Raw genomic sequence first — 17265 nt, forward strand, 5'->3', positions numbered from 1 at the left:
TCCTAACGCTATGACCCAATTAATTATTATTGTTGTAACTGTTTTTATTGTATTTGTTCTTTTTGTGACACTGGTTTCGCGTTATAAACGCTGTCCGTCTGACAAAATTTTGGTTATCTATGGAAAAACAGGTGGATCATCTGCCAAATGTGTGCACGGTGGTGGTGCCTTTATTTGGCCTGTAATTCAAGATTATCAATATTTGGATTTAAAACCGCTTTCTATCGAAGCCAATTTAACCAATGCTCTTTCCAGACAAAATATTCGTGTGGATGTTCCATGTCGATTTACGATTGCTATTTCTACTGAGAATGATAGTATGAACACGGCTGCAGAACGTCTTTTAGGACTTTCTCCGGAGCAAATTCAAGAGTTGGCTAAAGATATTCTTTTCGGACAATTGCGTCTAGTAATTGCCACGATGACAATTGAAGAAATTAACTCCGATCGTGATAAATTCTTAGACAACATTTCTAAAAACGTGGATTCTGAGTTGAAAAAAATCGGTTTGAAATTAATCAACGTCAACGTTACTGACATCAAAGACGAATCAGGCTATATTGAAGCGTTAGGAAAAGAAGCCGCTGCAAAAGCGATCAACGAAGCAAAAATTTCGGTAGCTGAGCAAGAAAAAATCGGAGAAACCGGTAAAGCAATCGCCGACCGTGAAAAAGACGTTCAAATTGCCGAAACACACCGTGATCGTGATGTGAAAATTGCCATCACCAATAAAGACAAGGAAGTTAGTATAGCCGAGGCGTTTAAAGATGAAAGCATTGGTAAAGCAGAAGCTCAAAGAGATACCCGTGTAAAAACCTCCGAAGCCAATGCGATTGCAATTCAAGGAGAAAACGAGGCTAAAATTGCCATTGCCCAATCGGAAGCAACCCGACGTGAAAAAGAAGCAGAAGCCTTGCGTATCGCATTAGCTTCTGAAAAAGTGCAACAAGCAAAAGCATTAGAAGAATCGTATGTTGCGGAACAAAAAGCAGAACAAGCTCGTGCGGAAAGAGAACGTTCGACACAAAATGCCAACGTGGTGATTCCGGCTGAGATTGCGAAACAAAAAGCCATTATTGATGCACAAGCGGAAGCGGAACGAATCCGAGTACAAGCCAAAGGAGAAGCTGATGCGATTTATGCTAAAATGGAAGCCGAAGCAAAAGGTTTATACGAAATCTTAACCAAACAAGCAGAAGGTTATCGCGACGTGGTGAATGCTGCCGGTGGTGATCCAACCAAAGCCTTCCAATTGTTATTGATTGAAAAACTTCCTGAATTGGTAAAAACACAAGTGGAAGCCGTGAAAAACATCAAAATCGATAAAATTACCGTTTGGGATTCCGGAAATAATACTGACGGAAACGGTTCCACTGCCAATTTTGTGTCAGGAATGATGAAAACGGTTCCGCCTTTGAATGATTTATTCAACATGGCCGGATTGAATTTGCCAACGTATTTGAAAGGTGAGGATAAAGTGGAGGATGTGAAAACTAAAGATGGATCGTCTGATGCTATTCCAAATCCTGAGCAATAGAAATTTATTTAACAACTAATCCTTAATCCCAAATTCTTTATTATGAATTTGGGATTTTTTCTTACTTTTACCTACATCAATAAATTTTTAATGGAGTTAATAATTCAAACAACCAACCTTACTTTTCAATATTCAAAACATAAAAGCATTATTGAAAACTTAACCATCAATGTTCCTAAAGGAAGTATTTATGGTTTTCTTGGTCCAAATGGTGCAGGAAAGTCAACTACGATGAGACTATTAACAGGAATCATTCCGGATGATAACAATACGATTAAAATCTTTGGAAAAAGTTTGAATGAACAAATTCCTTCTGTTTTTTCCAAAATAGGTGCATTAGTTGAAAGTCCTGCGTTGTATCTTCATTTATCAGGTTATAACAATCTGTTGTATATCGCAAAAGTCAAAAACATTAATCCTGATAAAATTAATGAAGTGCTTGAATTAGTTGAATTAACCTATGCTAAAAATCAAAAAGCGAAGCAATATTCACTTGGAATGAAACAACGTTTAGCAATTGCAATGGCACTCATAGGAGAACCTGAATTGTTGTTTTTAGACGAACCTGTTAACGGACTAGATCCAAATGGAATTGTTGAAATCAGAAAACTATTAATCAAAATAAATAAAGAAAAAGGGGTAACTATTTTTGTATCAAGTCATTTGTTAAGTGAAATAGAAAAAATGTGTACACACATTGGTATCATTGCAAAAGGGAAATTAAAATTTGAAGGCACAATGAATCAATTGTCCACCAATTTTAATACATGTAAAATTGAAATAACAATTGACAATGCTTCTGATTGGCAAAAAAAATTAAATGAAAGTGGCATAAAAACAGAATTAAACGAAACTCATAAAATTGCCGTCGTATTGAATTCTAAAGAAGAAATTCCAACTTTTATAAAAAAATTAATTGAAGCAGGTGCGTTAATTTATGAAGTTAAAATACTTGAAGGATTAGAAGAATGGTTCTTGAACTTAATTGAAAATTAAAATGAAAAATAGCTTAAATAATTTATTCACTGCCATTCAAGCCGAGCATATAAAAAAACGAGGGACAGGTATATATTTGCTCAGTTTTATTTTTGGTCTTATTATCCCATTACTCTATACAATTGTAATAGTTTTTAATCAAGAACTCGGCAAACCTATCGCCTTTTCATTTAATATTTTTACAAAACACCTGGATGATATTTTGGATTCATTCACTGTTTTTATTTTTCCATTACTTATTATTCTGATTACAAGTAAAATCGCTCAATTAGACCATAAAAATGGCGGTTGGCAACTGATGGAAACCACTCCTTTGCAAAAAACTTCCATCTACCTTTCCAAATTTTGCATGGTTTTAATTGCCAATATTATCGCTATTTTCACTTTCATATTTTTTAGTATTATTTCTACCTATCTAATTTATCTCTTTACAGAAGCTCCTGAAGTAGCCGATTTTAGCATTCCTGTTACCTATTTAGTTCATTTATTTATACGGTTATTTATTGCAAGTCTTTATTTAACTGCTTTTCAATACTTCTTAGCTGTCAAAATATCAAGTTATATTTGGTCAGTTTTAATCGGTTTTTTTCTGTTGATAGGGTTTTTAATTATATCAAATCTAGTTATCATTCCTGATTGGTTTCCATTTGAAATTTTAAATAGAGTTTCAAAGTATTCGGAAGGTAGCCAAGTAGGAAATTGGTTTTTATTTACAGAAAAAAGCAGTTTAATTGGTGCAGCTTTCTTTTTGTTTTTAGGGTATTATTGGTATAGCTTTAAATCGATTTTCAGAGCATTTTTTAGTTCAAAAAAAAGAGCACTACTTTCATTCGCTGTTCTTACAATAACCCTATTTTCCTATTTGTTTCTCTCGCAAACACATCAAGTAAAATTAAATGACAAAACCATAATTGCCGGTGAAATTAAAAGTGAAATACAATTTAAAAAAGCCTATCTAATTCACCCAATTATTGAAGATACACTTGCCGCTTTAGAAATTAAAAACAATAAATTTCATACTGTTTTAAGTAATAAAATTCCTTTGGATAATTATAAAGTAATTATTGATAATTCGTTACCGGTAGATTTATTATTTGCTTCGAATGATAGTATATTTGCTTCTATTGAATTTAAAAATAATGAATTAAAAACGGAATTATTTGGTACACGATTTCCCGAAAACGATTATAAAAAAAGCAACAGTTTCAGTTGGAGTTATTTAAGTTATCAAATTAATGAAAATGTCAATTTAGAAAACTCTAACAGGATTCAAAAGGAATTGTATGATGAATGGGAAGAAAAATACAACGCAGCAAATACCTTTAGAACAGCTGATAATTATACTCCTAAACAAGACTTTATTGAAAAAGAAAAGAAATTAATTACAATTGACTATCTAAATCTTTTAAATCAATTTCTAGATAAAAGAAAAGCATTATTTCCAAACGAAAAAACAGTTCTAACGGATGATATTACCTCTTTGAAATCAAAAATTTCATTACAAGATGAGACGTTGATTGGGAATGAAAATTATTTGATCTACTTGCTTTATGAACTAACAAAAAATGATGATCGTGATATTGATAAAAACCTGAAAGAAATTGATGCTATTTCAACCTTAAAACCAAGTCAATTCAAAAATAGATTGCTTTTTAATTACTTAAAAAATAATATCAAAGAGGCAAATTCTGCTGAAACCAGATTGCAATTAGTGGAGAATTATGCTGATAAAATAACTGATTCGAAACTTAATAAAAGTATTCTTCATATTTTTAAAACCTACGAAAGATTAGGACGAGGAAAAATAGCCGATGATATAATAGCTACCAATTTAGATTCAAAAACGTTTAGTCTAACAAATTTTAAAGGAAAATATGTCGTTATTGATGTTTGGGCAACTTGGTGTGGTCCTTGCTTGTACCAATCGCCTTATTTTGAAAAAATGGCCCTTAAATACAAAAAAGAAAACATCCAATTCATAGCATTGAGTACAGATAAAGATATCACAAAATGGTATGTTAGTGCTAAGTTAAAATCAAAATCTGTTTTGCAATTGCATGCCAATGATATGGAAAAACTTAGAAAAGACTATAACATTGAATCAATTCCGCGATTCATATTAATTGATACCGAAGGTAAAATATACAATTCAAGCATGCCATTTCCGACAGAACCGGCTTTTGAAATGATTTTGCGAAAGGTTTTAAATTTGAAAGAGATGGAATAAAGTTAATGTTAAACACCGCACAAAAGTCTGTTAAATCTGTTTAACCAATTACCTATTACATTTACTTTTAATGAAAAATCATAAAAGATGAAAATAGGCGTAGTTTTACTAATAGCAATTTTTAACACAACAATGATCTACGACTTCAACCAAAACTCTTCCCCACGCGATTGGCGAATCATTGATGATGGCGTGATGGGTGGAGTATCACAAGGAAGATTCTTTATCAATGAAGAAGGTAACGGCGTTTTTGCCGGAACGGTATCGTTAGAAAATAATGGTGGCTTCTCCTCCGTTCGTTACCTTTGTGACAAGGTAAAAGTCAATAAAAACAGTAAAGTGCATATTCGTTTAAAAGGAGATGGCAAGGAATATCAATTCAGAATTAAAGACACTCAAAACAATTATTTCTCCTACATTATTACTTTTAAAACGTCCGGTAATTGGGAAACTATCACTATTTCATTAAGTGATTTGTACCCCTCGTTTCGAGGCAGACGTTTGAACCTTCCCAACTTTGAAAGCGATTCCTTTGAAGAAATTGTCTTTTTAATTGCCAACAAAAAAAATGAATCGTTTCAATTGGTTTTGGATAAGATAGAGTTGGAATAGTTGAAGCTTGGGTAGTTGTGAGGGAGATTTTTTCAATTAACTTTTTTTAATGAAAATACTAAGTTTTTAGGAATACTTTTCCTCTTCCTTCTCCAACCCACAAAAGACGTTGAAAAAAATTAAAAAAGCTCAGAATCCGAGGAGTTATGTGGAAGCGGTGGAGGAGATTTTTGGTGGGTAGAGGTAGGTCTTTGGATTGGTTTTTTGATTATATTTGAAAAAATAAGTGCCAAATTTTTTAGAAAATCATACTATAAATAATTTGATTTTTCTTCTTTACTTTTTTAAAAATTAGGTAGTTATTATAACAACCATAAGTATAGATTAAATGAAAAAAAAGGATAATTTAATTTCAATAAAAAAACCAAAAAGTAAAAACCCATATTTATGGAAATACTATGATTTACATAGGTTTATTTATTTAATTACTAAAAAGAAAATCTTTTTCACTAGGTTAGATAATTTAGACGATCCTTTTGAAGGTTTATCTACAAAATTCTTAAGAGATAATAATTTAAATGCAAAAATTGAAGCCCAAATAGAGCATTCTAATTTACTATTGAATAATAATAATGAAGAGTTTGAAAAACTAAAAAAAAATTCTCAAGTAATTCAAAATCAAATAAAAGAATTTTCACAAACAAAACAATATGTTAGCTGTTGGTTTAATGGAGAAAGAGAGTCAATGGCTATGTGGAATCTTTATTCAAATCCCGATTCAGTCGCAATTAAGGTTAATTTCGAAACATTAAGAAATTGTTTGTCACAATCATTTTCCTTATTTGTTTCAGAAAATAATCATGGAATATCAATAGTGGGAGACGAAATAAAATATCTTAGACTAAATCCCTTTGATGAGAATTTAAAAAGACAGTCTTTAAATTTCAGTGCATTGAAAAAAGATGAATCTTATTCTCATGAAAATGAATATCGCTTCTTAATAATTTCTAATAATCTTGAATTTAGACCTCAATTCTTTACAATTCCAATAAATTTAGAAAAATTAAAATTGACAATTTTATCTCATCCTAAAATGGAACCTTGGAAATTTGAGAATTTAAAAGAATTATTGAAACTTACAAACTTGAATATAGAATTGATTAAATCACCAATAATATTAAAATAGAAATTTCTTGAATAAAAAGTTCGATTAATTTTATCCAAAAAAAAATTATTATATTAAATAAAAAATAAAATTGTTTAAAAATAAATTAATTTGAAAAGAAATAATAAAAATAATTTCAAAACAAATCATGAAAAAAAGCAATACTTCAAAGTTTATTTTTATTGGCTTAGGCGGAGTCATGATGTTCTTATTTAGTTTTACAATTATTTATGATTTATTAATTCCTGATCCTTGCTATTATCACACAAACGAAATGAATTCGTTTATGTGTCTGTTTTATAGTGCCGGACCTGTAGATAATGGTCATCCTGTTCCAAATTTTACAAATTTTATGGTTTCTTTTATTATTGGAGGGCTTTTAGGAATTGCTTTGTATAAATTGACAACTGTTAACACCCATCCATTTTCACACTCAACTTCCCATCCACATACGAAAGAATAAACGGGATTTTTTCCAACGTGCAACGGGGTTCAATTGTAAATTGGAGATAGCCATAGACCTCAAAATTTTCGTTGGAAAGGACTTTTAGTGATTGTTTGTAATGCGTGTTTTGGCGAACCAATTTTACAAAACCGTGATTTTCATCCACTTTTGATAATGGCGTTTCGATGATAGACCCATTGGTTTGGAGATGTTGCGGTTCTGTCAGCACAATCTTAAATTTTCCTTTAAACGAATCGTGTTCTGTAGCTGAAACAAAATAGCTATTCTTCTTCAAATTCATTTGAATGGAAAGTACATGTTCCTTTTCGCTTTGTTTGTCGATGCGAATAATTGCAGTGTAAAGTGAATCTTCTCGCACCAAATCATCGCTAAAATGAGTGGGACCAATATACACACTGTCTGCTACTTTGCTGTTTTGAGCTATGTCTTGTGAGTTGACTTCCGCACAATTGTAATTGAACGAAAGTAGTACTAAACAAAAAAATAAATTGTTGTTCATGATGGATGATTTAAGATGTTTTTTACCAAGGTCCATTCCTATTAATATTGATAAAGTTATTGTTTTCTATTCGATATGCTCCTTTAAAGCCAACAAACCAAAGTCGCTCTTGATGGTCTTGGTAAATTTGAAATGGAAATGGGCTAAAATTCCCTTCTTTTATTTGTACTTTTTGGAATGTTTTACCGTTATAATGATGGATTTCACGTTTGTTGGCAGAAAACCAAATCGTGCCGGTTTTATCTTCAAAAACGCAGCCAACGCCTACCTCTTTTCCAAGTACATTTTCAGTGATGTTTTGAAAGGTTTTTCCATTGAAGTGAAAAAGTCCGTTTGAAGCAGAAATCCAAAACGTTCCATCTTTACGTTCAATTATCTGATGCACAAAATTAGAAATCGATTGGTCTTTTGCAGAAATGTTTGTCAATTTCTCTCCATCAAACCTATACGCTCCTCCATTAGTGGCAAACCACTTATTGCCTTTGCTATCCTCTATAATGGAATGTATCATTTTTGCAGTACTAACGCCAAAGTTTGGATTTACTTTTCCTTCCGGAATTTCAAACGGTGTAAATGCTTTGCCATCAAAAGTAAAGACACCTTGTGTAGTCCCAACCCAAAGCGTTCCTTTTGAATCCATTAGCATGCTCCAAAGACTACTATTGGTTAGGATGCTTTTTTCGTGAAAAACGGTAAAATATGCTCCATCGTATTTTGCAATTCCACCACCAAAACCAATCCAGATGTTTCCGGAATTATCTTCCAAAATTACATGAACCGTTACAGATTGAGCCAATGCATCTTTCAGATCAAAATAGACTAACTCGTTTTGGTCTTTTCTGCAAAGTCCATTTTGCGTGCCGAACCAAAAATTACCCTTACTATCTTGAAAAACAGTGCGAATCACCCCACTGATTTGGTTACCTTGTTCATCTTCATCATGAATGTTTACTCTAAATTCGGGTAACGTTTCTGCTTTTATACTGATTTTTTCAGCCAATATTTTCGTTTGTTCAGGAATAAATTTTAATGATGTAGTGTTTTTTTCAATTTGACCGGCACACGACGTCATACACAACGAACATAGAATTGAGAGACAAATTGCTTTTGTTTTAAAAATAGTTAATAGAATGTATTTCATTGTTATTTCTTATTATTAAGGAGTGTGTAAGATTTAGTTCATCTATCCGAACAAACTTAATGTAAAACTACTCCTATCAATTGTTTAAAATCTAAAAAATAGGTAAAAAAAGTGTCAACAGTCTTGAAAATGATTTTTTTTAGGTTTTTCACTAGTACTTTTTTATGAATTGGCATTTTTTATTCCCAAGGACCATTTATCGTTACATTAATTACTTTTCCGTTTTGATCAATTTTATATAATCCACCTGCACATCCCAACCAAAGAGTTCCTTTTTTATCTTCCAATATATCCATGATCGGAACAGGGACTTTATAATTTATGAACTCGTTATTCGCGTATTTGTAAACACCATTACTTATTGTGCTAAACCACAAATCATTTGAATTGTCTTTGTAAATGGCATACACGTCATTTTCATTAAGTCCTTCATTTTTTGGAAAATGAATAATCTTTTTACCATCAAGTTTATTTAATCCTCCTTTTCCAAATCGTTTGTCCGGGTCTGGGTTGTCTCTTTCGGCAACTCTTGTTCCCATCCAAAAATTTCCTTCCTTGTCTTCAACAATTGATTGAACATTGCTTGAGTTCAAGCCTTCCTTTGTGGTATAATGAACGAATGAGCGTCCATCAAACTTACTGGCACCATAACCGTCTCTTCCAAACCAAATATTTCCATTAGAATCTTCCATAATCGAGGTGATCCAATCTTTGGTATCAGGATTGATTTGAGTTGCTACTTTTGGGTACGGTATTGGAAAATTCTTAAATTGAGTTCCGTCAAAGGTACAAACGCCTCCCCAAGTTCCAATCCAAAAAACTCCTTTGCTGTCAATTAATAAGTTGCTTATCATGTCACTGCAAAGTCCGTCTTTCTCTGAAAAGTTGGTAAATGTTTTTCCGTCATATTTTGCTATTCCGACTCCTGTACCAAACCATAAGTTGCCTTTTTTATCTTCCACAATATCAACAATTCGATTACTTGGCAATCCATCATCCATGGTAAAATAAACCAATTTGTTTCCGTCATATTTTGCTACTCCTTTTGCCAAAGTAAGAAACCATAAAGTACCGTTAGACTCTTCATACACTCCCACATATTCACCAATTTGTGCATCGTTTTTTTGTACTATCTGATTTGCTACTTCAGTAGTTTCTACTTTCTTTTCTTGTGAATTGCAAGATGTAGTTAACAATATAATAAAAACAACTATGCTATTATTGAGGATTGATTGGATACTTTTCATTTCTATTGCTATATTAAAATTAAAACTTGATGTAAAACTACCCTAATCGATTCATTGAAATGCAAAAAAAATGTAAAAGAAGTGTCAACGGTTTTAAAAAATCACAAAATTGTTTGTTATTTGCATTACTTATGAATCAACGAAAAATATATTTTTACGGTAGTGTTTGCTTAGCCATTTTTGCTGCAATCATGGTTTTCACTTCTACTAAAAAAGACGAAACCTTTTCTGAATTAGTAAAGATTGCATTGCGAGATGTAGGAAATAAACTTTTGCTAGCCAATCAAGACAGTACCTCGCTTATACTACCGGTTCAAAAAGTAGAAGAATCAAAATTTCAACTTTCCTTTGAGAGAGAACTGACTATTTTTCCGGATACTTTGGTAAAAGTTGTACAAGAAAGTTTTCAAAAAGCCAACCTTCCCTCCCATTATCAACTGGAAGTGAAACAATGCAAAGATTTGGCAGTGGCGTATAGTTTTTTGCAAAACCATAGCGTTGAAAAAAGTATCGTTCCTTGTAGTGGACGAACAATTCCACAAAAATGTTATACGATTGAAGTACGCTTTTTAGAAAAAACAACAACTTCCAATTCTAAAATTATTTGGATTGCATTAATATCATTAAGTCTACTTTCAGCTTTTATGTTCTTCCCCAAAAAGAAAAAAACGAAACAACTTGATTCCACTAACGAACATTTTATTTCGTTGGGTAAATTTCAATTTTATCCGGAAGAAAATAAATTAAAAGTAAAAGCCATTGAAATCAATCTTTCCAAAAAAGAAGTGGAATTGCTTTCGCTATTTATAGAAAACCCCAACAAAATCATCAAACGAGAAGAACTCTCTAAAAAAGTGTGGGAAGATCACGGGGTTTTTGTGGGGAGAAGTTTGGATACATACATCTCAAAACTGCGTAAAAAACTAAGTGAAGATGAAAGCATTAAGTTGACCAATGTGCATGGAATTGGGTATATGCTTGAGATTAAAGCAAATGGCTCTTAATGGAACACGGATTCAACGGATTGCTATGCAAACGCTAATCTTCACAGATTTTTAAAGCTTCGCTATAAAAGAATAAAAGCGGATTAATGACTTCAAATTATCAATTCTAAGCAAATCCCAAACCTGAAACTTGTAACTTGAAACCTGAAACTTGAAACCTGAAACTTGAAACAAACCTACCTCGTAAACACCAACGTATTTCCCTTACTCAAATTCGCATCAAATGCATACCCTTCATAATTAAACCCTTTTAAATCCTCAATCGTTTCAGCATTCGTATCAATGATGTAACGAACCATCATGCCTCTTGCCTTCTTAGCAAAAAAACTTATTATTTTTAATTTTCCGTCTTTGTAATCTTTGAATTCGGGGGTGATGACAGGAACTTTCAATGCTTTCACATCCACGGCATCAAAATATTCATTGCTTGCAAGGTTGATAAAAAGTTCGCCTTTTTGCAATTCGCTGTTTAATTGCTTGGTGATTTTCGCTTTCCAAAACTCATATAAATTTTTGCTTTTACCGACCGGAAATTTGGTTCCCATTTCCAATCGATACGGCTGCATCAAATCCAAGGGCTTCAAAAAACCATATAATCCGGACAAAATGCGGAGTTTATCTTGCAAAACATCTAATTTTTCCGAAGGCAAAGTGTGAATATCCAAACCGATATACACATCACCATTAAACGCGTAAATCGCTTGACGTGAGTTTTCTGAGGTAAAGTTATCCAAATCACGTTCTTGGTTGCGTTGCCAATTCAAATCGGCCAATTTCTCTGATATATCCATTAATTCCATCAACTTTTTAGGTTTTTGCTTTTTTAGTTGACGATTAATCATGTTTGCTTCTTTTAGAAAGCAAGAAATAGTGGATTGATTGGTTGGTATCGGACTTTCATAATCCAATGATTTGGCGGGAGATATAACGATTTTCATAACTATATTTTATTATTCCAAAATTACAAATTGATTCCCAAAAATCATCTACGTAAAAATGGAAAGTATTGATTGTTCCATCAACTAAAATTATATCGGCATTTCCTGCACTTGAACGAAAAAAATAGGTGTTGGCAAATCATTTTTCTACATTTGAGTGTAAATTACTTAACAATGAGAACCTTATCAGTTAAATTACTATTACTTTTTTTGCCGATTTTGGTAGCGGGTCAGACTCATTTTGAAGAAGTTTCAAAACCCAATTTGCAAAATAATGAATTAAAAGGAAATTCAATTTTGCATAACAGTTCAAAAATTAATGCCGCCAAAAACAGTGGAATGGCTTTTCTTGGGTTTGAAGTAAAAAACATTGCCCTTGACTATACGGAAGAGATGATTCCAACTTCTATTGAAAAAATAGTGTTAGAAGAAAACCATTGTCTTATTACATTCAGTGCTCCCAGTAATTGTGGCTATTCTTTTTTAGGAGAAATTGAAATTGTTGATGACACACTAAACCTCATCTATCATGGTTATGGAACAACTTGTTTTGGAAACTGCTTGTTTTCTTTTCAATATGAAATTCAGAAGGACATCATGAATGAAAACATCCTTAACCTTCGCTATTTTATGATTAATGGCGACCTTTCCACTAAAACCGAGTTAAGCAAAAAACTTGTGGATTAAATCCAAAACCAAATCAAATTGTTCTTTTTTGGTTAAGGTTGAATTATCAATTTCAATCGCATCCTCAGCTTTTACTAAAGGTGAATCTTCACGATGTGTATCAATATAATCGCGTTCTTGCACGTTTTGCAACACTTCTTCATACGAAACCAATTGCCCTTTTTCTGCCAATTCATCAAAACGACGTTTCGCTCGCGTGTGAGCACTCGCAGTCATGAACAATTTTAATTCTGCATCCGGAAAAACAACGGTTCCAATATCCCGACCATCCATCACGATGCCTTTGTTTTTACCCATGGCTTGTTGCTGCTCGACCAATTTTGCTCTGACTTCGGAAATTTCAGCAATTTTGCTTACCAAACGAGAAACGTCGATGGTTCGGATTTCATTTTCAATATTCACATCATTCAGAAACATTTCAGCAAAACCCAACTCAGCATTAAATTCAAAGTGAAGTTTGATTTCCGGTAACTTTTTAATCAAACCTTCAGCATCAAAAAAATCCTCTGAAATCAAATTATGCTGCATCGCAAAATAAGTCACCGCACGATACATCGCACCCGTATCCACGTAAACATAACCCAAATGATTGGCCAATTGTTTGGCTAATGTACTTTTACCGGTAGAAGAGAATCCGTCAATGGCGATGGTAATGTTGTTCATTTTCTGAAATGCTGAGTCGCTAAGTTTCTGAGTGGCTAAGATACGTTCTTTTCAAAAATCAATGGCAATGACAAGTACAAAAATCAATGGCAATTTCAAAAATCAAGGTTTCTAAACCTTTTTTAAACTTCTAAACTCCTAACTATTAACTCCTAACTAAAAATTTGGGTGTGCCCCTCCGCAAGCTCCGGGTCGGGCTTTCCGCTGCAAGTCCTCGTTCGTCGTGCCTCCTCTCTGTGGGCTCTCCGCTGCAATCCCTCACACAATTCAGTGCAAAAAGTAGTACAAAAGAAATAATCTACACAAAACTGAAAACTGTGACTGTGACTGAAAACTACTGCAAATTAATCATCAAACCAAACAAACTCGTATTTGCCGCCACAGTATACCTGGAATAAGAATAATCAAAACGTACTTTATTAAAACGAAGACTAAATCCGGCAGAAATGCCGGAAAAATGCCGTTGGTCTACAATTCGCAATTCTTCACTTCTCCTAAAATTATAACCTATACGAAGATTAAATGCTCTTCCGGGAAATAATTCGGCTCCCAAAATTAAGTGACGAAGTGCATTATTGAAAAAAGAAACTTTTTCTTCCCGTTGACCTCCGTCTAAGTTACCTTCTGCACGAGCAGGATTGGAAAAAGCGATGTTCCATTGTTGTAAATTTTCTAAGGTGATATGCCAACGTATCGGAACATTTTCAACTTCTTGCGAAATTCCGGCTAAAATTTCCAACGGTAATTTTTCTTGTGTTCCGGCATAGGTTGTAAATTGAGTTCCAATATTTCGGATGACTAATGCAAAATTGATATCATTTCGTTCATCTATATATAACGCTCCAATGTCTAAGGCTCCACCAAAGGAATTATAACTTTCTAAAGTGGAGGTAATTAATTTAGCATTTGCTCCGATGTAAAAATCGGTGAAAGGCAAATTATAAGAATAACCAAAAGACAGAGCTGCTTCACTTCCTGAAAAATCAGCAGTTCGAGTACCGTTTTCATCATATCCTTCAAAAGTTCCATAGTTTACATAACTCACGCCGGCATGAAAGGTTTGCACATGACGATCATACGTATAAGCATAAGCTGCAGTACCATAAGTAATTTCACCATAATAATTTCCGTAATTAACCGACAGATGATTATTCATTTCGTTGTTAATACTGGCGGGATTGAAGATTCCGGCATTCACATCATAATCGTAATGGGTAATTACTTTTCCGCCCAAGGCAGCTTGTCTGGGAGAAGTAACTAAGTTCAAAAACTGATACACGGATTGTCCACCAATTTGGCTGTAGCTCACAGTACAAAAAAGAACAAAGGAAAGACGTAAAAAGTTTTTAAACATTATAAACGGAACTCAGTTAGCTTAATGATAACGGTAATGCGAAGATATTATTTTTTGCTCAGTAAATTTATCTTAAAAATAAAAATAAGCCAATAAAAAAGTTGGTGCTTTTGACGACACCAACTTTTAAAAACAACTTTTTTATTTAAAGTGATTTAGCATTTTTAACTTTCTGATTGGTGATGGCGAGTGCAATTACTTCACTCATTTCTCGCACATAATGAAAGGTTAAACCATCCAAATAATCCGCTTTGATTTCATCAATATCGTGCTTGTTGTCGGCACACAAAATAATTTCTTTGATGTTGGCTCTTTTGGCAGCCAAGATTTTTTCTTTGATTCCGCCCACGGGAAGTACTTTTCCACGCAAGGTAATTTCACCGGTCATCGCCAAATTCTTTTTCACTCTTTTTTGTGTTAAAACTGACACTAAAGAAGTTAGCATGGCAATTCCGGCACTTGGTCCGTCTTTTGGTGTGGCTCCTTCCGGAACGTGAATGTGAATATTATAATTCTGAAGAATTTCCTGATTAACACCCAGTAATTCTGCATTCGACTTAATATATTCCATGGCAATTGTTGCCGATTCTTTCATTACTGTACCTAAATTTCCAGTTAAGGTAAGTGTCCCTTTTCCTTTGGAAATCAACGATTCAATAAACAGAATATCTCCACCAACGCTTGTCCATGCCAAACCGGTAACTACACCGGCCACATCATTTCCTTCTGATTTATCTCTTTCTAAACGAGGAGCACCTAAGCTTTTGATGATGTCTTCATCAGTTACTTTTATATTATATTCCTCCTCCATGGCAACTGATTTGGCTGCATTTCGGATAACTTGAGCTAATTTTTGTTCTAAGGCTCTAACACCGGATTCTCTGGTATAACCTTCAATTATTTTTTCTAATTGACGCTTTCCAATGGTTAAATGTTTGGTTGTTAAACCATGCTCTTTTAACTGTTTTGGAAATAAATGTTGACGAGCAATTTCTACTTTTTCTTCAATGGTATAGCCTGTCATTTTGATGACTTCCATTCGGTCTTTCAAAGCAGGTTGAATGGTTGTCATGGTGTTGGATGTGGCAATAAACATGACTTTCGACAAATCAAATCCCATTTCAAGGAAATTATCGTAGAATTCTTTGTTTTGTTCAGGGTCTAATACCTCCAAAAGAGCAGAAGATGGATCTCCGGAATGACTGACAGACAGCTTATCAATTTCATCTAATACAAAAACCGGATTGGAAGTTCCTGCCTTTTTTAAATTTTGTAAAATTCTACCGGGCATTGCTCCAATGTAAGTTTTTCTGTGTCCGCGAATCTCAGCTTCATCACGCAAACCGCCTAATGACATGCGAACATATTCTCTACCTAACGCTTTAGCAATAGATTTTCCAATGGATGTTTTTCCAACTCCAGGAGGACCGGTTAAACAAATGATTGGCGATTTCATGTCATTTCGCAATTTCAGAACTGCTAAATGCTCGATGATTCGCTTTTTAACATCCTCCAAACCAAAATGATCTTTATCCAGAATTTTTTGAGCTCTTTTTAAATCGAAATTATCTTTGGAAAAATTGTTCCATGGTAATTCAAGAAAAAGTTCTAAATAGTTGCGAAGTATACCAAAATCAGGCGATTGCGGATTAGTTCGTTGTAGCTTTGATATTTCTTTTTCAAAGTGTTTTTCTACTTTTTCGTCCCATTTTTTTCCTTTCGCTTTGGCACGCATTTCATCAATTTCCTGATCATAAGAAACACCACCCAATTCTTCCTGAATGGTTTTCATCTGCTGATGTAAAAAATATTCACGCTGCTGTTGGTCTAAATCCACTCGAACTTTTGATTGAATATCATTCTTCAATTCCAACTTTTGCAATTCCGTATTCATGTACCGCAAAGTTGAAAGTGCTCTTTCTTTCAAAATATTCATCGATAGTAAATCTTGTTTCTCTTTCACATCTAAATTCATGTTCGAGGAAACAAAGTTGATTAAAAACGATTGGCTTTCAATGTTTTTAATGGCGAAAGTAGCTTCCGTTGGAATGTTTGGACTTTCCTTTATAATTTTAATTGCAATTTCTTTAATGGAATCTATAATCGCACCAAATTCTGTATCGGTTACACTTGGTCTTTTTTCAGGAACTTCTTTAATCAACGCATTGATGTAGGGCTCTTCCGAAATGACTTTACTAATCTGAAAACGTTTTTTACCTTGTAGAATAACCGTAACATTTCCATCGGGCATTTTAAGTACCCTAAGAATTTGAGCAACTGTTCCGATTTGATGGATATCATCACGGGTTGGATCTTCAATATCTTCGTCTTTTTGTGCGACTACACCAATCACTTTTCCTGCCGCATTGGCATCGTTAATCAATTTAATTGATTTATCTCTTCCCGCTGTAATAGGAATTACAACACCGGGAAACAAGACAGTGTTTCGAAGAGGTAATATAGCTAGTGAATTAGGCAATTGTTCATTGGCCATTTCTTCTTCATCCTCCGGTGTAAGTAGCGGAATTAAATCGGCTTCTGTATCGAAATCATGAAGTGACATTTTGTCAAGCGTTATGATATTGTGGTTTGACATATAGTAAATAGGGTCAATTTGTCATTAATAATTTTCTAATAAAAGATATCAAATATAATTCATCTTATTGATAATGAGTTATAAAAACTTACAAAAACGATGAAATGCATTTTCTTTAGTATAAATAGTCAAAATACATGCCATAAAAAAACCGTTTAATAAAAATTAAACGGTTTTTTACTATTTATTGTTA

General features: G+C 33.4%; 15 protein-coding genes. 8 read left to right on the forward strand and 7 right to left on the reverse strand.

What is annotated here, in order from left to right; translation table 11 throughout:
- Positions 1–10 precede the first annotated feature (10 nt).
- The 6 genes from EQG68_RS14410 to EQG68_RS14440 all read left to right on the forward strand — a co-directional run bounded on the left by EQG68_RS14410 (position 11) and on the right by EQG68_RS14440 (position 6940).
- On the forward strand, positions 11–1537 hold the full coding sequence (locus tag EQG68_RS14410; protein ID WP_129465593.1) for a flotillin family protein: 1527 nt from the start codon (positions 11–13) through the stop codon (positions 1535–1537).
- Between the two features lie 90 nt (positions 1538–1627).
- Entirely contained in the window at positions 1628–2533 is a 906-nt protein-coding gene (locus EQG68_RS14415) for an ABC transporter ATP-binding protein (protein WP_164975468.1), read from the forward strand.
- Position 2534: 1 nt separating this feature from the next.
- Positions 2535–4760 (forward strand): redoxin family protein, encoded by a 2226-nt coding sequence (locus tag EQG68_RS14420; RefSeq protein ID WP_129465595.1) that lies wholly within the window; start codon positions 2535–2537, stop codon positions 4758–4760.
- Between the two features lie 87 nt (positions 4761–4847).
- Entirely contained in the window at positions 4848–5372 is a 525-nt protein-coding gene (locus EQG68_RS14425) for a CIA30 family protein (RefSeq protein WP_246011772.1), read from the forward strand.
- A gap of 328 nt (positions 5373–5700) precedes the next feature.
- Positions 5701–6498 carry a DUF2971 domain-containing protein gene (locus EQG68_RS14435; RefSeq protein WP_129465596.1) on the forward strand — a complete coding sequence of 266 codons (798 nt, stop codon included), beginning with the start codon at positions 5701–5703 and terminating at the stop codon, positions 6496–6498.
- Positions 6499–6625: 127 nt separating this feature from the next.
- On the forward strand, positions 6626–6940 hold the full coding sequence (locus tag EQG68_RS14440; protein ID WP_129465597.1) for a hypothetical protein: 315 nt from the start codon (positions 6626–6628) through the stop codon (positions 6938–6940).
- Here EQG68_RS14440 and EQG68_RS14445 read toward each other — a convergent pair.
- From EQG68_RS14445 to EQG68_RS14455, 3 genes are all read right to left on the reverse strand, one after another.
- Entirely contained in the window at positions 6888–7442 is a 555-nt protein-coding gene (locus EQG68_RS14445) for a hypothetical protein (protein ID WP_129465598.1), read from the reverse strand. The two genes, EQG68_RS14440 and EQG68_RS14445, sit on opposite strands and share 53 nt — an antisense overlap.
- Before the next feature lie 22 nt (positions 7443–7464).
- Positions 7465–8583, reverse strand: a complete 1119-nt coding sequence (locus EQG68_RS14450) for a ligand-binding sensor domain-containing protein (RefSeq protein ID WP_129465599.1) — start codon at positions 8581–8583, stop codon at positions 7465–7467.
- Between the two features lie 179 nt (positions 8584–8762).
- The gene (locus EQG68_RS14455) at positions 8763–9830 is read right to left on the reverse strand and encodes a ligand-binding sensor domain-containing protein (RefSeq protein ID WP_129465600.1); all 1068 of its coding nucleotides are present in this window, start codon (positions 9828–9830) and stop codon (positions 8763–8765) included.
- 131 nt (positions 9831–9961) lie between these two features.
- Between EQG68_RS14455 and EQG68_RS14460 the strand changes: the two genes are divergently transcribed.
- A complete protein-coding gene (locus EQG68_RS14460; protein ID WP_246011774.1) occupies positions 9962–10834 on the forward strand; it encodes a winged helix-turn-helix domain-containing protein in 873 nt (290 codons plus the stop codon).
- A 176-nt stretch (positions 10835–11010) separates the two neighbouring features.
- On the opposite strand, the gene yaaA is transcribed toward EQG68_RS14460, so the two are convergent.
- Positions 11011–11772, reverse strand: a complete 762-nt coding sequence (gene yaaA / locus EQG68_RS14465) for a peroxide stress protein YaaA (RefSeq protein ID WP_129465601.1) — start codon at positions 11770–11772, stop codon at positions 11011–11013.
- Positions 11773–11946: 174 nt separating this feature from the next.
- On the opposite strand from yaaA, the gene EQG68_RS14470 reads away from it, so the two are divergent.
- Entirely contained in the window at positions 11947–12459 is a 513-nt protein-coding gene (locus EQG68_RS14470; RefSeq protein WP_129465602.1) for a hypothetical protein, read from the forward strand.
- Here the strand turns inward: EQG68_RS14470 and cmk are convergent.
- The 3 genes from cmk to lon form a co-directional block, all read right to left on the reverse strand.
- The gene (gene cmk, locus EQG68_RS14475; protein WP_129465603.1) at positions 12436–13122 is read right to left on the reverse strand and encodes a (d)CMP kinase; all 687 of its coding nucleotides are present in this window, start codon (positions 13120–13122) and stop codon (positions 12436–12438) included. The genes EQG68_RS14470 and cmk overlap by 24 nt on opposite strands.
- Positions 13123–13456: 334 nt before the next feature.
- A complete protein-coding gene (gene porQ, locus EQG68_RS14480) occupies positions 13457–14476 on the reverse strand; it encodes a type IX secretion system protein PorQ (protein ID WP_129465604.1) in 1020 nt (339 codons plus the stop codon).
- Between the two features lie 145 nt (positions 14477–14621).
- Positions 14622–17072: an endopeptidase La gene (gene lon / locus EQG68_RS14485; RefSeq protein ID WP_129465605.1), complete on the reverse strand. Its 2451-nt coding sequence runs from the start codon at positions 17070–17072 to the stop codon at positions 14622–14624.
- Positions 17073–17265: the final 193 nt, after the last annotated feature.

This window comes from Flavobacterium piscinae (genome assembly GCF_004122145.1).
Classification (GTDB): Bacteria; Bacteroidota; Bacteroidia; order Flavobacteriales; family Flavobacteriaceae; genus Flavobacterium; species Flavobacterium piscinae.